Raw genomic sequence first — 18,311 nt, forward strand, 5'->3', positions numbered from 1 at the left:
CACGGATCTTGCGGGCCGGAAAGTGGTTCAACTGTTAAATGCGCGCACAAAGACCTGTGCGCTCGAACCAGATCGCCGGGTCCGCTCGTCCCTCTAAACCATAAAAACGATAGTGCTTTTAATGTGTTGAACCGTTTGGTTCAGAATTTTCGGCACTCTGCGCTGGCTCGCTAAGCTGTGAGCGAATATCCGCTATGACCTGAGCCCAGAGCGCTGGCTGCTGCGCGCCGGGGACCACATGTTGATTGGCAATGATGAAAGTGGGAACCGAATTTACGCCCATCTTTCGGGAATGCGCATCGCGAGAGCGAATCTCCTCGATGTCACTGTCGCCTTCCAAGAGTTTCTCGACGACAGCGTGTTCCATCCCAACGTGTTCGGCGAGATCCGCGAGCACCTTGGTGTCGCCGATATCTTTGCCGTTGACAAAATACGCTTGAAATAGCGCATCCACGATTGCGGATTGCTTTGCTTCCAGTCCGGCCCAGTGGATCAGGCGATGAGCGTTGATCGTGTTTGGCGTGCGTTGCATCGCTTCGAAATTGATCTCCACACCGGCTTCGCGTGCGTGGTCTGCGATCTGAGCGTAGACCTTTACCGCATTGTCTTTGCCGCCAAATTTCGTTTCCAGATAGGCCCGCCGATCCATGCCGCCCTCTGGCATGTCGGGGTTGAGCTGAAACGGGTGCCATTCCACGACAAACGGGTGGTCGGGTGCATCCGCCAGCGCGCGGTCCAGATGAGTCTTGCCGATATAGCACCACGGGCAGATTGGATCGGACAGAATATCGAGTTTCACATGCGCAAGCGGTTGGGTCATGGTTTAGTCCTTAAACAGATCGGGCAGGGCGCGGCGCAGGAGTTTGCCATTCGGGTTTGTCGGAAACTCGGCCAGGCGTTTGTAGGTTTTGGGACGCTTGTACTCTGCCAGCCGCTCCTGTGCAAAAGCATGCAGATCCAGTTCGGTCACATCGTCGCGACCCTTGTAGAAACCTGCGATGATGCGAACGCCGGGTTTTACCTCAACCTCCGCAACGGCGAACTGCATAAGCGCGGGATGGTTGGCGAAGATGGCTTCCACCTCTAAGGGGGACACACGATAGCCGCCCGCATTCATCATGTCATCGTTTCGGCCACAATAGGTGATCTGGCCGCTCTCCTGCATGATCCCGCGATCACCGGTCAAAAACCAATCGCCGGCATAACGCGCGCGGGTTTCCTCAGGCGCGTTGATGTAGCCGATCATCAGGCCGGGGTCGTCACGGTGGATCGCGATGATGCCTTCAGTTCCAATGGGAACAGGGCGGTCTTCACCAAGGATCGCAATCCGGCGCCCAATCTGTGGTGTGCCAAGGTTTTTGGGCTCTGCAGGGCGATGGGGCGCGGACGAAATGAAAGTCGAACACTCCGACATCCCAAACGCCTCGTAAATGGCGGTGCCAACACGGGTCTGCCATTGCGTTCGAATATCGCTTGAGAGTTTCTCGCCTGCGGCAAGCCCATGGCGCAAAGCGGGCAATTTGGGAAGGGTCTCTGATTTTAAGATCTTCCTGTAAACACCGGGTACAGCGGCGAATATAGAGGCTTCTGTTCGTGCTAGAATATCAGGCAAGCCAGCCAGATCTGTATCCGCAGCAGGAATAACTGCCGTGGCACCAACGGACAGCGGGTCCATGATCCCGGTCCCAAGTGTGAAGGTCCAGTTGAAAGCACCAGCGTGCAGCAGGCGATCCTGTGGCCGTAGGTCGTACCAATCTCTGATCATCATACGACGCGCCCAGATTGCGCGATGGGCATGTCCAACCGCTCGTGGTGTCCCTCCGGTGCCCGAAGTATAGACGATATAGGCAAGCTGGTTTGGGTCGCTTTGCACAAAATCGGCAGCCGGGCAGTCGCGCATCTTTTGCAAGTCCGGCAGCGATAGCTGGCGATTATGTGAAATCGTGCTGATCCCCGGCGCGGAAACGACACCAGCAGGATTGAGGTTGCGCGCAATGCGTTCGACCTCTCGGGGTGTCAGTTGCGCGGATGTGGGAACGGGGACGATCCCAACGCTGATAGCGGCCAGGAAAACAATTGGAAAATCAATCGTATTTCCCATCCGCATCAATAAGATATCGCCCGTATTAAAACCGGAATTGAGCAGACCCGTTGCGGTACCGCGCACAGCGGCAGAAAACACGGCGTAGGACCAGACCTGATCGTCCTTGTTCTCCGATATCAGGATAGCGGGATGCTCTGCGCGTACCTCAGCGTGCTGCAGAACATAGGCTGCAAGATTAAAAGGCGCGGGGCAGGCTGGCGGGCCGCCATTGTCAAAAATGGAAAGCATGATGAAATGCCTAACCTGCGACATAAATTCGGGCAAGTGAGCGTTGCAAGGCTCACGTCGCAGACTTATAGGGTTTTCATGCAAGAACGCGATCCGAAGAAACTGATCTCCATCGCTCACGCCAATGGCGAGCAGAGCGCGCCGGAAGCCCTCGATCTGGGGGCGCGGGTGCGAGAGCTACGCAAACAACGTGACTGGACCTTGGAACATGCCGCCAGCCAGGCAGGGCTTGCGCGTTCGACGCTGTCCAAGATCGAGAACGGTCAGATGTCGCCCACTTACGAGGCGCTCAAGAAGCTGGCGGTGGGCTTGCAGATCTCAGTGCCGCAGCTGTTTACACCGCCACAGCGCGATCAGGTAAACGGACGGATGATCGTCACCAAGTTTGGCGAGGGTTCCGCACATGCCACTGCCACCTATGAGCATGAGTTGCTCGCGGATGGGCTGACACGCAAAAACATGCTGCCGTATCGTGCGCGGGTCCGGGCGCGTTCCATGGATGAATTTGATGGCTGGGTGCGCCATGATGGCGAAGAGTTCATGTATGTGCTGACGGGCGTCGTTAAGCTCTACACGGAATTTTACGAACCAGTGGAAATGCGGCGTGGCGACAGCGCCTATTACGACGGCGCGATGGGGCACAACGTGATTTCCGTCAGCTCTGACGATGCAACCATCCTCTGGGTCACCTCGCTGGTTCAGGTCTGACGCGTCAACGCCCTGAGGCGCTAGCTGGGCATGCTGAGTTCGGCTCTCAGGCTCTCCAGATAAAGAAAATCCCGCATCTCTTCGCGGGCTTCTGTCATCGATATACCTTGTGATGCCGCAAGCGCCCGGATCAGGTCATCGGCTTGGGTCTGGGCGCTGAGAATCTGGTCCACGACAAGACCGGGGAACCGCTGTCGTAGGCGTGGCAGGCTGCGCGCCAGGTCGAATTCAGTGCAATTCATCATCGGGACACTCGCATCTGGGACACAATTCGAACTTACAGACGCAAATCTAGCAAGAAAGTATAAGCCTGTCAGCGAAATTTGAAGGTTTTGAAACATTCGGCGAGGAGATGCTGACCGAAAGATATCGGGCCGGTCTGCGAGAACGGGTGTTTTGAGGTCAAATTTTCGAGGCCGAGTACGCGGTAAGTTCTTCATGTCGCGTAAAAAACCGGCCCAGTGGGCCGGTTTGAAGGCTATTCTGAGGCCTGCCACCAGACTTCAGGCATGTAGTATTCGCCATCTCCATAAATCGGAATGCGCATCGGGTAGCGAAGCTGCGAGTCATGCGCGATCCGGCTCTTGGCATATTGCCAGATGGGGATCACATAGCGCCCAGCGGTCAACACCCGGTCCAAAGCGCGAGTCGCCGCGATAAACTCATCCGACGATTTCGTCGTCAGCATATGTTTGATCATGGCCTCAGCGGCGGCGCTGTTCATTCCCATCAGGTTGCGGGAGCCGGGCAGATCCGCACCGTCGCTGCCCCAATACAGCATCTGTTCATTGCCCGGGCTTAGCGACAGTGAGCGGCGAAAGAAGGTCAGATCAAATTCATAGGCATTCTGCCGCTCGACATATTGGGCACTGTCGACCAGATCGGCAGTCATCGTGATCCCGAGGCGCGAGAGCGCATTGGCATAGATATCGACGGCCTTCTGCATCTCGGCTTCACCAAGATTGCCGTGCTGAAGCAGGACCTTCAGATGCATCGGTTCGCCCTCGGCGTTTTGAAGCACGCCCTCGTCGACAGTCCATCCCGCATCCTGCAGGAGCCCACGGGCGCGACGCAGATTGGCACGGTTGCGCTCGCTGCCGTCACTGACGGGCAGCTCATAGCCCTCCAAAGTGCCGGGAAGCAGTTCATCTTTGTAAGGATTCAACAGCGCGGCCACCCGTCCAGTGGCGGCGCCGGGCTGCATCGACAGGTAGGAGTTGGAGAAATATGAGGTGATGCGCGGCAACCGCCCACCGGTTAGCGTGTCATTGATGAACTCATAGTTGAAGGCCTCAATCAACGCCTGACGCACGCGCCAGTCGTCGAGCGAGGCGCGTCGGGTGTTCATTACCAAACCTGTCATGCCGGAGGGTTTTTGATTTGGAATTTCGGTCTTGATGACCGCACCACTTTGCACCCGCGCAAAGTTATAGTCGCTACTCCACTTGGCGGCGTTGAATTCACGCACAGCAGACAACTCGCCCGCCTTGAAGGCTTCAAACAGCACCGTCTGGTCGCCAAAGAACTCCAACCGCATTTCGTCAAAGTTATTTGTGCCTTGGCGCAGCGGCAGATCTTTGCCCCAGTAGTCTTGGTTGCGGGTGAATGTGATCGATCGACCCAGCTCAAAACTGCTCACCACATAAGGTGCGCTGCCCAGAGGGGCCTCATCTGGTGCCGCATCCGCAAAATCGCGCCCTTCCCACTGTGCTTTTTTCAAGATCGGTCGCAATCCTGCGATCAATGCAAGCTCACGGTCTTCGACATTAAAGGTGAGGCGAACACTGCGCGGGCCGGTTTTCTCGATCTTGTCCACCTTGGTCCAGAACCCGCGATACCGCAGGTTGCCCTTGGTGCCGAGGGTTTCATAGGACCAAATGACGTCCTCGACTGTCACCGGGCTTCCGTCAGAGAATCGCGCCTCTTCGCGCAGCGTGAATTCGACCCAAGAGCGATCTTCGGGCGTTTCAATCGATTCGGCGAGCAACCCATAGAGTGAAAACGGCTCGTCATAAGACCGCCCCATCAAACTCTCGTAACCCCAAAACCGCATTTGCCACGGCGGATTGCCTTTTTGTGTAAATGGATTGAGCGAGTCAAATCCGCCCAGGTTTCCAAAAACGACCGTACCGCCTTTAGGTGCATCCGGATTTACATAAGGAAGCGATTTAAACCCGCGTGGCAGAGCCGGATCGCCATACATGGCAATACCATGGGCTGATTCTGCGGATGCGAGAGTCGCACTAGCCAGAAGTGCGATTCCGGTCATTGTGGACCGGATAGATGAGAAAAATAATGGTCTCATTTTGAGAACAATCCTGCGCTGCCCTTATTTTCATAAGCCCCGAAGCTATCCGGGCCTTGAGGGGAGTTCAAACTTTTAGCTTGGACCGAGGCCGGAAATTGCTTATAACAGACTCACTGCTCGATAGGTTTCTTGCCTGTATGAAACCTGCCTCAATAACTGAACGCCGGCTTCGTGCCGGCGTTTTTTTCTTTTTTATGGGCACACCTTCATTTGAACAAAAAACCGAGTGGTTGAGGCCTGCTGAGAAATTTTCCCAGCGATGAGGCGTTTATTTTGCGCTTGCAGCATGCAAAGCTGCCGCAAATTTCACGTACGATATCGCAGAGGAATGCTCATGTCCGTCAAAGGTAAAACCGCCGTCGTCACCGGGTCCAACTCCGGAATCGGTTTGGGTGTCGCTCGGGAGTTGGCCAAAGCTGGTGCCAATGTCGTTTTGAACTCCTTTACAGATCGCGACGAAGACCACGCCATTGCTGCCGAGATCGCCAAGGAGTTCGGTGTCGAGGCCCGCTACATTCAGGCTGACATGTCCAAGGCCGATCAATGCCGTGCGTTGATCGAAAACGCCGGGCAGTGCGATATTCTGGTCAATAACGCAGGCATCCAGCATGTCGAGCCGATTGACACCTTTCCAACCGAGAAATGGGACGCGATCATTGCAATCAACCTGTCCTCGGCCTTCCACACTACCGCAGCCGCATTGCCCAAGATGCGCGCAGCCGGGTGGGGCAGGGTGGTGAATATCGCTTCTGCGCACGGCCTAACGGCCTCGCCCTATAAATCGGCTTATGTGGCCGCCAAACACGGGATCGTTGGCATGACCAAGACCGTGGCGCTGGAAACCGCAGAGGAGCCGATCACCTGCAATGCGGTGTGTCCGGGCTATGTTCTCACCCCATTGGTCGAGGCGCAAATCCCTGACACCATGGAGAAATACAACATGAGCCGTGAGGATGTGATCAAGAAAGTGATGCTCGAACGCCAACCTTCGCGCGAGTTTGCAACGGTTGAGCAGCTGGGCGGTACGGTGAACTTCCTGTGCTCTGACGCCGCAAAGCAGATCACCGGCACCACCATCAGTGTTGATGGCGGCTGGACCGCGCTTTGAACTGACAAAATTTCACCTGCCGCTGCTGGGGCGTATGTTCCGGCAGGTGCTGGTGAATTATACCTCAGATGACAGGACGGCACATGGTCAAACGCATCAATCTGGCTCTGCAAGGGGGCGGCGCACATGGCGCGTTCACATGGGGGGTTCTTGACCGGATATTGGAAGATCCGGACATTGAGATTGCCGCCATAACCGGGACCTCGGCCGGGGCGCTCAATGGAGCAGCCTTCAAGGCGGGCATGGCCAGAGATGGGCGCGATGGCGCCAAGGCCGCGTTGGATCGGCTGTGGGCGCGCATGGGGGCCGTGGGCGATATGCGCATGGCCAATTGGATTGCCGGCTTTGACGCGGGGCCGTTGCTCAACGCGCTCAAGGTGATGGCGCCATTTTCACCAATGGAGGCCATCAGCCAGGCTGTTTCGCCCTACTCCTACGGCCCGTTTTACCGCAATCCGCTGCGACCGGTGGTCGAACAGTTCGACTTCGGTGCGGTTTGCGCAGATGCGGGGCCTGATCTCTATATCTGCGCAACATCCGTACAAACCGGCAAAGTGCGGGTGTTTTCCGGAACAGAAATCTCGACCGACGCGATTCTGGCCTCTGCTTGTCTTCCCAACCTGTTTCAGGCGATCGAGATTGAAAACCCTGCTACAGGTCAGTCAGAGGCCTACTGGGACGGGGGGTACACCGGCAACCCCGCGCTTTTTCCGCTGTTTCAAGACCAACTGCCTGACGATCTCGTGGTGGTGAATATCAACCCATTGGTGCGTGAAGAGGTTCCCAAAACCGCCCATGACATCCAGAACCGGGTGAATGAGATCAGCTTCAACTCTTCCTTGCTGCGAGAGCTGCGCGCGATCTCCTTTGTTCAGAGGTTGATCGCAGACGGGACCATGGAACGAGGGCGTATGAAACGAGTTCTGGTTCATATGATTGCCGATGATGATCTGATGACGCGGCTGTCGGTCACGACAAAACTCATCCCGATCCCGCAGATCCTGCACATGCTAAAGGACGCGGGCAGAGAGGCCGCGGATGGGTTCCTGAACCAACATTCTGAAGACCTAGGACAGCGCCAGACCGTCGATCTGGTCGAAATGTTCGGCTGACCTACTGGTCCTTTGCGGCTTTGGCGTTTGTGATTTCCACCGGGTCTTTGCCGTTCGGATAGACAAGGCCCGCAGAAATCACCAGCTTCGCTGCGTCCTCGACGGTCATGTCCAGCTCAACCACATCTTCTTCGGGAAAGTAGAGCAGAAAGCCCGATGTCGGGTTGGGCGTTGTCGGAACAAACACGCTGATCAACCGTCCACTGGTTTCAGCGCGTTTGACGATCTCGCCTTTTGCGGTGGTCGAGATGAAGCCAATCGCCCAGATGCCACGACGCGGGTACTGGATCAGGCAGGCTTTTTCGAAGCTGCGCTCACTTTGTGCAAAAACCGTCTCAGAGATCTGTTTGATGCCAGAATAGATGGAACGCACGACGGGCATGCGATCCACAAGCTGTTCGGCATACCCAATCAAAGACCGGCCGATGATGCCTTTGGCAATCCAGCCCACAACGATGGTGAACAGCAAAAAGATGATCAGCCCGACGCCGCGCAGATTGATGCCGATATATTGCTCGGGCTGGAAGGTATGAGGCACGAGGGGCAAGACCACGCCATCGACCCATCCCATCACCGACCACAATAGCCAAATGGTCAATCCAACCGGTGCAATGACAACAATGCCCGTCAGGAAGGAAGACCGCAGCCGGGCAAAGAGCCCGGGGCGGCGTGGCGGAGGCGGGGTCTCGTCAAATGGCGTGTTCATATTCTGCTGTCTGATTGGCTCGCATGCAAGTTAGGGATTGTTGCCCCTAGCTACAATGCTTTCACATGCGGCCTGTTGCGATTGTCTCAAAGTCTGGCCAATTCTTTTGCAATCTCTGCGGCAAGGCGGGCGTTGTTGCGCACCAGAGCGATATTGGCCTCAAGAGAGCGACCTTCGGTCAGTTCAAAAATGCGCTGTAGCAGGAAGGGGGTGACATCCTTGCCCGTTACACCTTGCGCATCCGCCTCGCTTTGCGCCTGTGCAATGATGGGGGCCAGATCCTCTGCAGGAATTTGCTCTTCTGCAGGGATCGGGTTTGCCACCAGCTGACCACCGGGAAGCTCCAACGCGCCACGCAGGAAATGGGCGCGGGCAATATCGGCCGCGCTGTCCATGCGCAGCGGCGCGCTCAGATCAGAGGTCGCCGACCAGAACGCAGGGAAGCTGTCCTGACCGTAGGCGATCACAGGAACTCCTTGGGTTTCCAGAACTTCCAGCGTTTTCGGCACATCAAGGATCGCCTTGGCACCAGCTGCGACAACGGTCACCGCGGTCTGAGCCAGCTCCAGAAGATCGGCAGAGATGTCAAAGCTGGTTTCCGCCCCTTTATGAACACCGCCGATACCGCCAGTTGCAAAGACGGAAATCCCCGCAAGGCGCGCAGCGATCATGGTGGCGGCTACGGTGGTGGCACCGGTGCCACCCGACGCCATGCAGGCGGCGAAATCTGCGCGCGAGATCTTTGCCACACCTTCGGCCTGACCCAGCGATTGCAATGTGTCGGCCTCAAGCCCCACATGCAACGTGCCCTTGATCACCGCCATGGTAGCGGGAACTGCGCCAGCGGCGCGGATATCTGCTTCTACCTGCGCAGCTACTTCGACGTTCTGCGGGTAAGGCATACCATGGGTAATGATGGTGCTTTCAAGCGCAACAATGGGTTTGCCCTCAGCGCGGGCAGCTTCGACTTCGGCGGAATAGGTGATGTCGATCACAGGGGTGGTTCTCCGGATACATAGGTTGCAGCGGCATGAAGGGCAGAGGCGAGCGCGCTGTCGCGATCTTCTCCCCGCGCTTCTGCAGCGATATGGGCTGCCATGAACGTATCGCCAGCGCCGGTGACCCGGGCGACGGTTACGCGTGGCGGAACTTGGGTGCGGGCACCGCTGGCGTCAGCTTCGGTGGCGGATTGTCCACCATCGGTGACCAAAACGCGGGCGGCACCGCGTGACAGGAGCGCATGGGCTGCGGTTTCACTGTCGGTGAATGTGTCCTGACACAAGAGGCCCGCTTCCTCTAAGTTCACATAGAGGGTACCGCGCTGGTGAGTCAGGAATGGACGCAGACGCTCTGCTTTGCCCGGTGAGGCCGGAGCCACGCGCAAATCCGCGCCATCAAATGCAGGATGGGTTGCGATGTCATCAAGGAGCGCGAGCTTCAGGTTTCCATCCAGCGCGATCGGTCCAACAAAGGGCTGCGCGGAGGTGCCCAGAGGCCCCTCAACCAGCGGGCGCAGTATCTTATCTCCCGCGGCCTCAAGCGAATGCGCATCCGCAATCGCCGCGATCAGGCCATTTGCCCCCTCGACTGCCATATAACGGTCGGTCGGCAGATCCTCGGAGCGGTAGAGATAATCGGTGATCAGGCCAAGATGACCGCAGGCCGTGACCAGTTCGTCACCTTCGGGATCGCGACCAATGGCACTCAGAACGGCGGGTTTCATCCCGAATCGTGCCAGCGTCATGGCGATGTTCATGGCAACGCCACCGGGCAGGCGCGTGATGCGACCGGGCATGTCAGAGCCGCGCTGCATCTCCATAGTGCTTCGCCCGATTATGTCCCACAGGACAGAGCCGACGCAAAGGATATCAGGTTTGGAAAAATCAGCGCTTTCAGTCATATGGATCTCATGCCGCCTTTCAACGCCCCCCGCAAGCACATTCGCAAGCGGGGACAATCGCCTTCATATCAGAACCATTTGACGGGATGCACAAAAAAGAGCTCGGCGCAGGGCCGAGCTTGGTCATTAGAGGGCTGACCCCTTACTTTGGGTCGCTCTGAGGGAGATCAGCTCATGGCTGCCTGAAGCGCTTTCATCGCGGCGACAGGATCATCCTCTCGCCAGATCTCTTCTCCAACAGCAAAGAAGTCGGTGAGCGGAGAGATCTTGCGCACAACCTCGGTGGTGAGCCCGCCTTCGGCCACAACGGGGACTTCGATCATCTCGGACCACCACTGAAACAGCTCCGCCTCAGCGATCGCACCATCGCCCAGACCGGAGGTTCCGACCGGACCAAAACAGACGTAATCCGCGCCAGCTTCACCGGCGGTGATGCCCTCATGTCGGGAGGCACCGCAGAAACAGCCGACGATGGCCTCTGTTCCCAGCGCCTTGCGTGCGCTGCGCACCGATTTCGACGAATCCGACAGGTGCACCCCATCCAGCCCCAGCCGCTCTGCAAGGATCTGATGGTCAGAGATCACAAGTGCGATGTCGCGCGCATGGGTCACCTCGCGCAGCGCATCGGCAGCGCGGCTCAACGTGTCCTCATCACGGCTCACCAGATCCAGACGCACACAGGCGACCTCGATCTCATCCAGCACCCGCGCGAGCTGCCCTGGGAACTGCCCCAGCTCAAAGCTCGGCGGCGTGACCAGGTAAATCTGCGGCTGCTCCGGTGTCTGCTCTGCGCTGTCCATTGTCAGGGCTCCTGTTGGCATGATTGGCGGGTATTTACCCGAATTCACGCGCAACGCAAGGATTTGAAGGGGGGTGATGCGGGTTTTCCAGTGGCGAAGGCTTGCCCCAACCCGGCGCAGACAGTAAGGCAGAGCCGATTTTTCCGGAGTTCGCAGATGCCCACAGACCGCCCTCAACCTCACTTTGTGCTTGTCCGCCCGCAGATGGGCGAAAACATTGGCGGGGCCGCGCGTGCCATGTGGAACTTCGGCCTCGACCGGATGCGAATTGTCGCACCCCGGGACGGCTGGCCGAACCAGAAGGCGGTCGCCATGGCATCCGGCGCCGGGCGATTGCTGGATGAGGCGCAACTGGCACAGGATCTACCCGAAGCCTTGGCAGATTGTACCTATGTTTTTGCGACCACGGCCCGGCCACGCGAATTGACCAAACCTGTCTTCAGCCCCGAAGGTGCGATGAAGAAAGCCGCCGAGCTGTTGAGGCAGGGCGAAAAGGTCGCCGTTCTCTTTGGTCCGGAGCGTGCGGGGCTGGAAAATGATGACATCGCCAAGGCCAACGCCATCATCACCGTGCCGGTCAACCCGGAGTTTGCCTCATTGAACCTTGCGCAATGCGTGCTGCTTACGGCCTATGAGTGGCGTCGTCAGGAAGAACAGGTCCCGGGTGAGACCTTCGAGATCGGCAAATCCGACTGGGCCACGGGGCAAGAGATTGAGGCGCTGGTCACACATTACGAGGAGCGCCTGACGGAGGCGGGTTACTTCTTCCCACCGGAAAAGGCGCCGGGCATGAAGACGGTTTTCCGTAACCTCTGGAGCCGGATGCGCCTCACGCGTGCGGATGTACAGATGTTGCACGGCGTGATGCGACAGATGGTCCGTTGGAAGCAACACGGGTCGGACTAACTCTGTCTGGACCTTTTCACCCTCAGACCCTAGCGTCCCGCCAGATGAAGATGTGAGGCCAAGATGAGCAATCGCACGATTTTTGAGGAAGTGTCCTCCGACAGCAAACAACAGCCCACACCGACCCCCGGCGGTATTGATCGCAAACGCCGCGGCGCGCGCGGTGCAATCCGCGTCTGGCTTGCAGTGCTGTTTGCGCTGGTGGTGGCGATGATCGCTGTTGGCGGGCTGACGCGCCTAACCGATTCCGGCCTGTCGATTACGGAGTGGCGGCCTGTGACCGGAGCGATCCCTCCGATGAGTGAGGCCGACTGGCAGGCAGAGTTCGAGAAATACCAACAAATCGACCAGTATCACTTGTTAAACAAGTGGATGGAATTATCTGATTTCAAACAAATATACTGGTGGGAATGGGGGCACAGACAACTGGGCCGCGTCATGGGCTTGATCTGGGCAGTTGGGTTCCTGGGCTTTTTGGTTACGCGTAGCATTCCCACTGGGTGGACCGGGCGGTTGCTGCTGCCCGGTATTCTCGGCGGCGTTCAGGGCGCGATCGGCTGGTGGATGGTGTCGTCTGGCGTGACGCTTGGCGAAGGTATGACCGCTGTTGCCTCCTACCGGTTGGCGACGCATCTTGGCTTGGCTTTTGTGATCCTCGGTTATCTGGCTTGGTTTATGTTCATGCTTGGCCGTGAAGAGCGCGACCTGATGCAGGCCCGGCGCTTGAAACAAACGAAGATCTTCGGGATGAGCACGGGGCTATTGCATTTTGCTTTCCTGCAGATCCTGCTGGGCGCGTTGGTGGCTGGCATCGATGCGGGCCGTTCCTATACTGACTGGCCTTTGATGGGCGGGCAGATCCTGCCGCCGCGTCCGTTCATGATTGAACCGATCTGGAAAAATTTCTTTGAAAATCCGGGGTTGGTTCAGTTTATTCACCGGGTTTCTGGCTATCTCTTGTTTGCCTTCGCCATAGTGGTCTGGCTGCGCGGGCGTCGAAGTGCAAACCCAGCGACACGGTTCGCCTTCAACGCGGTATTTGCAGCCTTGAGCCTGCAGATCGTTATCGGCATTGTAACCGTATTGACTGCGGCGCCTGTAGAAATTGCCATCGTTCACCAAGTCGTGGCTGTTCTGGTCTGGGTGCTGATCTTGCGGGCACGCTTCTTGGCCGCCTATCCTGTTACGACTTCTATCAAAGGACATTAGAAACATGAGTTCTTTCGACGAACTGATTGCTTTTGAACGTGAAACGCAGGCGCTTGGGCAAATAGCGGGCCGTCTTGGCTGGGATCAGGAAACCATGATGCCACGCGGAGCTGCCCCCCAACGAGGTGAGGAAATGGCCGCGATTGAGGCCGTACTGCATGCGCGCCGATCAGACCCGCGGGTTGCGGACTGGTTAGAGACCGCCAAGGCACCGGACGACATCGGTGCTGCGCAGTTGCGTGAAATTCGCCGTGCCTATGAGCGCGCTGTTAAGGTGCCCGGTGAGCTGGCAAGCAAGATCGCCCGCGTTACGTCTGAGGCGCAAGGCAAATGGGCGCAGGCGCGTGCGGATGAGGATGTCGCCGCCTTCCTGCCCGTACTCGAAGAGGTCGTAGCGCTGAAGCGGCAAGAAGGTCAGGCGCTGGCCGCCGGTGGCAACCTCTACGACGCTATGGTCGCAGATTACGAGCAGGGCACAACCTCCTCTGAAATTGCTGAAATCTTCGATGCCATGCGGCCCGGTCTGGTGGATCTGCGCGCGCGTGTGCTGGAGCAGCCAACCCCGGCCGGTCTGGCGGGCACCTTTGACGAGAACGCGCAGATGAAACTGGCGCGCAAGATCGCCAAGACCTTTGGCTATGATATGAGCCATGGCCGCGTTGACAAGGCGGTGCACCCATTCAGCTCCGGCAGCGGTCTGGATGTGCGGATCACCACGCGGACCAATCCGCTCGATCCGTTCAACTGCATCTACTCCACCATTCACGAGGTCGGGCATGGGGCCTATGAGCAGAACATCGACCGCGTGCATCTGCTGACGTCGCTGGGTCGTGGTGTGTCCATGGGCGTGCATGAAAGCCAGAGCCGGATCTATGAAAACCAGATCGGGCGCAGCCGTGCCTTCACCGGCTGGTTGTTCAAGGAGATGCGAGAAGCCTTTGGTGACATTGGTGTTTCTTCGGAGAACGCGTTCTATGCAGCGGTGAATCGGGTGCAGAATGGATATATCCGCACTGAGGCCGACGAGCTTCAGTACAACCTGCACATCATGTTGCGTTTCGATCTGGAGCGTGCGCTGATGTTGGGCGACCTGGAAGTTCAGGATCTCGAAGCCGCGTGGAACGACCGTTTCCTCGCGGACTTTGGCTACGCGGTCGACAAGCCGTCGAATGGCTGTTTGCAGGACGTGCATTGGTCCGTTGGCCTGTTTGGGTATTTCCCGACCTATTCACTGGGCAATGTCTATGCGGGCTGCCTGCATGAGGCGCTGCGTCGTGATGTAGCTGATCTGGATGCGCAGCTTGCCGAAGGTGATACCTCTGTTGCGACAGGGTGGTTGCGTGAGAACCTGCAACAGTTTGGCGGATTGCGCGAACCGCGTGACACCATCACCCATGCCGCAGGCTCCGCACCGACGCATCAGCCACTGATGACCTATCTTGAGGCCAAATTTTCTGAGATTTATAATCTGTAACAGGTGCTTGCAGGCCAAATATGAGAAAAAGCCCGGGCGTATGTCCCGGGCTTTTTCAGATCAGATGAGAGCCATGCGCTCGGCGCGTTCGGGATCGGGGAACGGTCGGTACAGTCCAAAATCGGACCGCGCAATCAGCGCGTTGACATTGGCATAGAGGCGCGCAACCTCCTCGTCGTGCTCACCCAGAATTCGAAACGCCTGATCGAGTTGCGTCATATTCTCAAACTCGATCTCCAGCAGGAAATCCTTGCAGGTATCGTTTGCAAGGTTCAGCTTGCGCCGAAGCAGGCGCCAACCGGTGATCGCGCCGCGACCTTTCAGATATTCCATCCATTGCTCCACAGCGCTAGCAAAGGCCAAAGCCTTAGCTTCGTGTTGGAGGTCAATCTGACAATGGTAGAGATTCATGCGCCGCTTCTCCCGACTCAATACGCGGAAATCACGGTCAAGTTTGCGCCCAAAACATGAGCGAAGCGTAAACGAAAAACGCCGCCCCAATCTGGAGCGGCGTTTTCGCGAGATTTTAGCGGTAAGAGATTATTCTGCCACGGTTTCTTCGTCGTCACCGTTGTCCGCAATCCAAGCGACCGAGACGACCTCTTCACCCTTACCGGTGTTGAAGATCCGCACGCCGCCCGCAGAACGGGATCGGAATGAGATGCCATCGACCGGCACGCGGATCGACTGCCCCTTAGATGTTGCCAGCATGATCTGGTCATCGAGCTCCACCGGGAAGGAGGCCACCAGTGCACCACCGCGCATCGCTTTGTCCATCGCGGTGACGCCCATTCCGCCACGCCCGCGCACAGGATAATCGTGACTGGACGAGAGCTTACCGGACCCGCCTGCAGTGATGGTCAGGATCAGGTTTTCCGCCGCAGACATCTCTGCAAAGAGCTCGGTGGAGAAGTTCGGATCTTCAACCGCATCCTCGTCAGAGGCATCCTCATCCGTGAGACCCGCCATCGCGCGGCGCATCTTGAGGTACGCCGTCCGCTGCTCGGGCGTGTACTTGGAGTGGCGGATCACCGACATGGAAACAACCTCGTCACCATCGCCGAGCTTGATCCCGCGCACACCAACGGAATTGCGAGAGTTGAACACCCGCACCTCGGTTGTTGGGAAGCGGATCGCGCGCCCGGTATTGGTCACCAGCATGATGTCGTCATCTTCAGAACAGATGCGCGCATTGATCAGCTTGGTGCCTTCGTTGTCGTCCTCGAACTTCATCGCGATCTTGCCGTTGCGCATGACATTCGTGAAGTCCGACAGACGGTTACGGCGCACAGTTCCTGCAGATGTGGCGAACATGATCTGCAGATCGTCCCATTCTTCCTCGGCGCGATCCACTGGCATGATCGCAGCGATCGACACGCCCGTTGGAATCGGCAGAATATTGACGATCGCCTTGCCTTTGGCCGTCCGGCCACCTTGCGGCAGGCGCCAGGTCTTGAGCTTGTAGACCATCCCATCCGTGGTGAAGAACAGAAGCTGCGTGTGGGTGTTGGCCACGAAGAGCGTGGTGACCACATCCTCTTCCTTGGTCTGCATGCCAGACAGCCCCTTGCCACCGCGTTTCTGGGCGCGGAAGTCTGCAAGCGGGGTGCGTTTGATATAACCGCCAGAGGTCACTGTCACCACCATGTCCTCGCGCTCGATCAGATCCTCGTCATCCATGTCACCGGACCAGTCGACAATCTCGGTGCGACGGGGCACGGCAAAGCTGTTTCTGACCTCGGTCAGCTCATCGGCGATGATCCCCATGATGCGCTCACGAGAGGACAGGATTTCAAGGTATTCCTTGATCTTGGCTGCCAGTTCTTCAAGCTCATCGGTGACCTCTTTGACGCCCAGCTGGGTGAGGCGCTGCAACCGCAGCTCAAGGATCGCGCGAGCCTGAACCTCCGACAGGTTATAGGTGCCGTCGTCGTTCATGGTATGGGTCGGATCATCGATCAGGCGAATATAGCCTGCGATGTCCGATGCCGGCCAGCGGCGTGTCATCAGCTTTTGACGGGCTTCGGCAGCATCCGCAGAGGAGCGAATGGTGGCGACCACCTCGTCAACATTGGATACGGCAACCGCCAGACCACACAGGATATGGCTGCGTTCACGCGCCTTGCGCAGATTGTAGGCGGTGCGTCGCGCCACAACATCTTCGCGGAAGTCTATGAAAGACGTGAGGAATTTGCGCAAGGTCAGCTGTTCAGGACGGCCACCGTTCAGCGCCAGCATGTTGCAGCCAAAGGACGTTTGCATCGGCGTGAAACGATAAAGCTGGTTCAACACGACCTCGGCGGTGGCATCGCGCTTCAGTTCGACAACAACACGCACACCATTGCGGTCAGATTCATCCTGCACATGAGAGACGCCTTCAATGCGTTTTTCGCGCACCTGTTCCGCGATTTTTTCGATCATGGATGCCTTGTTGACCTGATAAGGAATCTCATCAACAACAATAGCGTAGCGGTCTTTCCTAATTTCTTCGACACGGGTCTTCGCGCGAATGATAACGCTGCCGCGGCCCTCAAGATAGGCCTTGCGCGCGCCAGAACGGCCCAGCATCACGCCGCCGGTCGGGAAATCGGGACCCGGTACATAATCAATCAGTTGCTCAGACGTCAGATCAGGGTCTTCAATCAGGGCAAGGGTTGCATCCACCACTTCGCCAAGGTTGTGCGGCGGGATATTGGTGGCCATACCGACCGCAATACCACCGGCACCATTGACCAGCATGTTTGGAAAACGTGCTGGCAGAACAGTGGGTTCCTTGTCCTTGCCGTCGTAGTTGTCCTGGAAATCTACCGTTTCTTTTTCGATATCCGCGAGCATGAAAGCTGCGGGCTTGTCCATCCGTACCTCGGTATAGCGCATGGCCGCCGGGTTATCGCCATCCATGGAGCCGAAGTTGCCCTGACCATCCAGAAGCGGCAGCGACATGGAGAAATCCTGCGCCATCCGCACCAAGGCATCGTAGATCGCACTGTCACCGTGGGGGTGGTATTTACCCATTACGTCGCCGACGGGGCGGGCAGACTTGCGGTAGGCCTTGTCGTGGCTGTTGCCAGTCTCATGCATCGCATAGAGAATCCGGCGGTGCACCGGCTTCAGACCATCTCGAAGATCGGGAATGGCACGGCTGACAATAACCGACATCGCATAATCGAGGTACGAATTGCGCATCTCGGATTCGATGGAAACCGTCGGACCGTCATAAGACGGACGCGCTGGCAGGTTTTCATCAGGGTTTTCAGGAGTTTCCGGCGTATCGCTCACGTTGGCTGCCCGCTTCTCTTTTGGATCTATATGTTGTGGGGTCACCATATCAGACCGCGCATATACCGTGCAAGCAAGCAGCCTCGCAAACCTTAGCAGCAATGGTGCTTATCTGCTAACAATATGATTTATATGAAAATTTACCTGTCTTCCGTAGGCTGATTGCATCAACCCTTTTTCGGAGGATGTAAATGGAACCATCTGAAACGGAACTGATGCTCAAAGGTTACGGCCTGACCACAGCTGAATTCACCTATCACATGCCTGACTATACACATGTCCTCAACACGTTCGTCTGGCAGGATTATGATCTGGCACCGGATCATCCGCGACTGTTTTCCTTCATAGATTTCTGGAAAGAGGAAATCGAAGGTCCGCTGCATCATGTCCGCTTTTCGCATCGTAAAATGATGTCGAGCGGAGAGTGGCGTAACGTGGTGGGAGAATTCTATATCAACTGAGCCGGCCT

The 18,311-nt window shown here is 57.3% G+C and carries 17 protein-coding genes; 7 read left to right on the forward strand and 10 right to left on the reverse strand.

The features are described 5' to 3' along the window. Positions 1 to 118: 118 nt before the first annotated feature. Together UB90_RS13660 and UB90_RS13665 are read right to left on the reverse strand one after the other, a co-directional pair. On the reverse strand, positions 119 to 820 hold the full coding sequence (locus tag UB90_RS13660; protein WP_065324086.1) for a DsbA family oxidoreductase: 702 nt from the start codon (positions 818 to 820) through the stop codon (positions 119 to 121). A 3-nt stretch (positions 821 to 823) separates the two neighbouring features. Beyond that, on the reverse strand, positions 824 to 2,332 hold the full coding sequence (locus UB90_RS13665) for a class I adenylate-forming enzyme family protein (protein WP_065324085.1): 1,509 nt from the start codon (positions 2,330 to 2,332) through the stop codon (positions 824 to 826). A 78-nt stretch (positions 2,333 to 2,410) separates the two neighbouring features. On the opposite strand from UB90_RS13665, the gene UB90_RS13670 reads away from it, so the two are divergent. Beyond that, positions 2,411 to 3,040, forward strand: a complete 630-nt coding sequence (locus UB90_RS13670; protein WP_005611536.1) for a helix-turn-helix domain-containing protein — start codon at positions 2,411 to 2,413, stop codon at positions 3,038 to 3,040. A 20-nt stretch (positions 3,041 to 3,060) separates the two neighbouring features. On the opposite strand, the gene UB90_RS13675 is transcribed toward UB90_RS13670, so the two are convergent. Further along, a complete protein-coding gene (locus UB90_RS13675; protein ID WP_065324084.1) occupies positions 3,061 to 3,285 on the reverse strand; it encodes a hypothetical protein in 225 nt (74 codons plus the stop codon). Positions 3,286 to 3,518: 233 nt separating this feature from the next. After that, positions 3,519 to 5,345, reverse strand: a complete 1,827-nt coding sequence (locus tag UB90_RS13680; protein ID WP_065324083.1) for an extracellular solute-binding protein — start codon at positions 5,343 to 5,345, stop codon at positions 3,519 to 3,521. A 337-nt stretch (positions 5,346 to 5,682) separates the two neighbouring features. On the opposite strand from UB90_RS13680, the gene UB90_RS13685 reads away from it, so the two are divergent. Both UB90_RS13685 and UB90_RS13690 read left to right on the forward strand, forming a co-directional pair. Beyond that, on the forward strand, positions 5,683 to 6,456 hold the full coding sequence (locus tag UB90_RS13685; RefSeq protein WP_065324082.1) for a 3-hydroxybutyrate dehydrogenase: 774 nt from the start codon (positions 5,683 to 5,685) through the stop codon (positions 6,454 to 6,456). 83 nt (positions 6,457 to 6,539) lie between these two features. Continuing rightward, positions 6,540 to 7,568 carry a patatin-like phospholipase family protein gene (locus tag UB90_RS13690; RefSeq protein ID WP_065324081.1) on the forward strand — a complete coding sequence of 343 codons (1,029 nt, stop codon included), beginning with the start codon at positions 6,540 to 6,542 and terminating at the stop codon, positions 7,566 to 7,568. Position 7,569: 1 nt separating this feature from the next. On the opposite strand, the gene UB90_RS13695 is transcribed toward UB90_RS13690, so the two are convergent. The 4 genes from UB90_RS13695 to UB90_RS13710 form a co-directional block, all read right to left on the reverse strand. After that, positions 7,570 to 8,274, reverse strand: a complete 705-nt coding sequence (locus tag UB90_RS13695) for a DUF502 domain-containing protein (RefSeq protein ID WP_065324080.1) — start codon at positions 8,272 to 8,274, stop codon at positions 7,570 to 7,572. 86 nt (positions 8,275 to 8,360) lie between these two features. Continuing rightward, positions 8,361 to 9,269 (reverse strand): pseudouridine-5'-phosphate glycosidase, encoded by a 909-nt coding sequence (locus tag UB90_RS13700; protein ID WP_009177039.1) that lies wholly within the window; start codon positions 9,267 to 9,269, stop codon positions 8,361 to 8,363. Beyond that, positions 9,266 to 10,174: a PfkB family carbohydrate kinase gene (locus UB90_RS13705; protein ID WP_065324079.1), complete on the reverse strand. Its 909-nt coding sequence runs from the start codon at positions 10,172 to 10,174 to the stop codon at positions 9,266 to 9,268. The genes UB90_RS13700 and UB90_RS13705 overlap by 4 nt, the downstream gene beginning before the upstream one ends. Positions 10,175 to 10,341: 167 nt before the next feature. Continuing rightward, positions 10,342 to 10,974 (reverse strand): thiamine phosphate synthase, encoded by a 633-nt coding sequence (locus tag UB90_RS13710; protein WP_065324078.1) that lies wholly within the window; start codon positions 10,972 to 10,974, stop codon positions 10,342 to 10,344. Positions 10,975 to 11,130: 156 nt separating this feature from the next. Between UB90_RS13710 and UB90_RS13715 the strand changes: the two genes are divergently transcribed. From UB90_RS13715 to UB90_RS13725, 3 genes are all read left to right on the forward strand, one after another. After that, positions 11,131 to 11,880 carry an RNA methyltransferase gene (locus UB90_RS13715; protein WP_065324077.1) on the forward strand — a complete coding sequence of 250 codons (750 nt, stop codon included), beginning with the start codon at positions 11,131 to 11,133 and terminating at the stop codon, positions 11,878 to 11,880. 63 nt (positions 11,881 to 11,943) lie between these two features. Further along, positions 11,944 to 13,089 (forward strand): heme A synthase, encoded by a 1,146-nt coding sequence (gene ctaA, locus UB90_RS13720; RefSeq protein ID WP_065324076.1) that lies wholly within the window; start codon positions 11,944 to 11,946, stop codon positions 13,087 to 13,089. Between the two features lie 4 nt (positions 13,090 to 13,093). Beyond that, complete coding sequence (locus tag UB90_RS13725) at positions 13,094 to 14,563, forward strand: carboxypeptidase M32 (RefSeq protein ID WP_065324075.1); 1,470 nt, start codon at positions 13,094 to 13,096, stop codon at positions 14,561 to 14,563. Positions 14,564 to 14,623: 60 nt separating this feature from the next. Here UB90_RS13725 and UB90_RS13730 read toward each other — a convergent pair whose 3' ends face one another. Continuing rightward, positions 14,624 to 14,974 (reverse strand): DUF6614 family protein, encoded by a 351-nt coding sequence (locus tag UB90_RS13730; protein ID WP_005615674.1) that lies wholly within the window; start codon positions 14,972 to 14,974, stop codon positions 14,624 to 14,626. Positions 14,975 to 15,103: 129 nt separating this feature from the next. Next, positions 15,104 to 17,842: a DNA gyrase subunit A gene (gyrA, locus tag UB90_RS13735; protein WP_204161344.1), complete on the reverse strand. Its 2,739-nt coding sequence runs from the start codon at positions 17,840 to 17,842 to the stop codon at positions 15,104 to 15,106. Positions 17,843 to 18,033: 191 nt separating this feature from the next. Here gyrA and UB90_RS13740 point away from each other — a divergent pair, with 191 nt between their 5' ends. Further along, positions 18,034 to 18,303, forward strand: coding sequence for an usg protein (locus UB90_RS13740; protein ID WP_065324074.1), 270 nt, complete (start codon positions 18,034 to 18,036; stop codon positions 18,301 to 18,303). The last annotated feature ends 8 nt before the right edge of the window (positions 18,304 to 18,311 follow it).

Source organism: Tritonibacter mobilis (assembly GCF_001681715.1).
GTDB classification, from domain to species: domain Bacteria; phylum Pseudomonadota; class Alphaproteobacteria; order Rhodobacterales; family Rhodobacteraceae; genus Epibacterium; species Epibacterium mobile.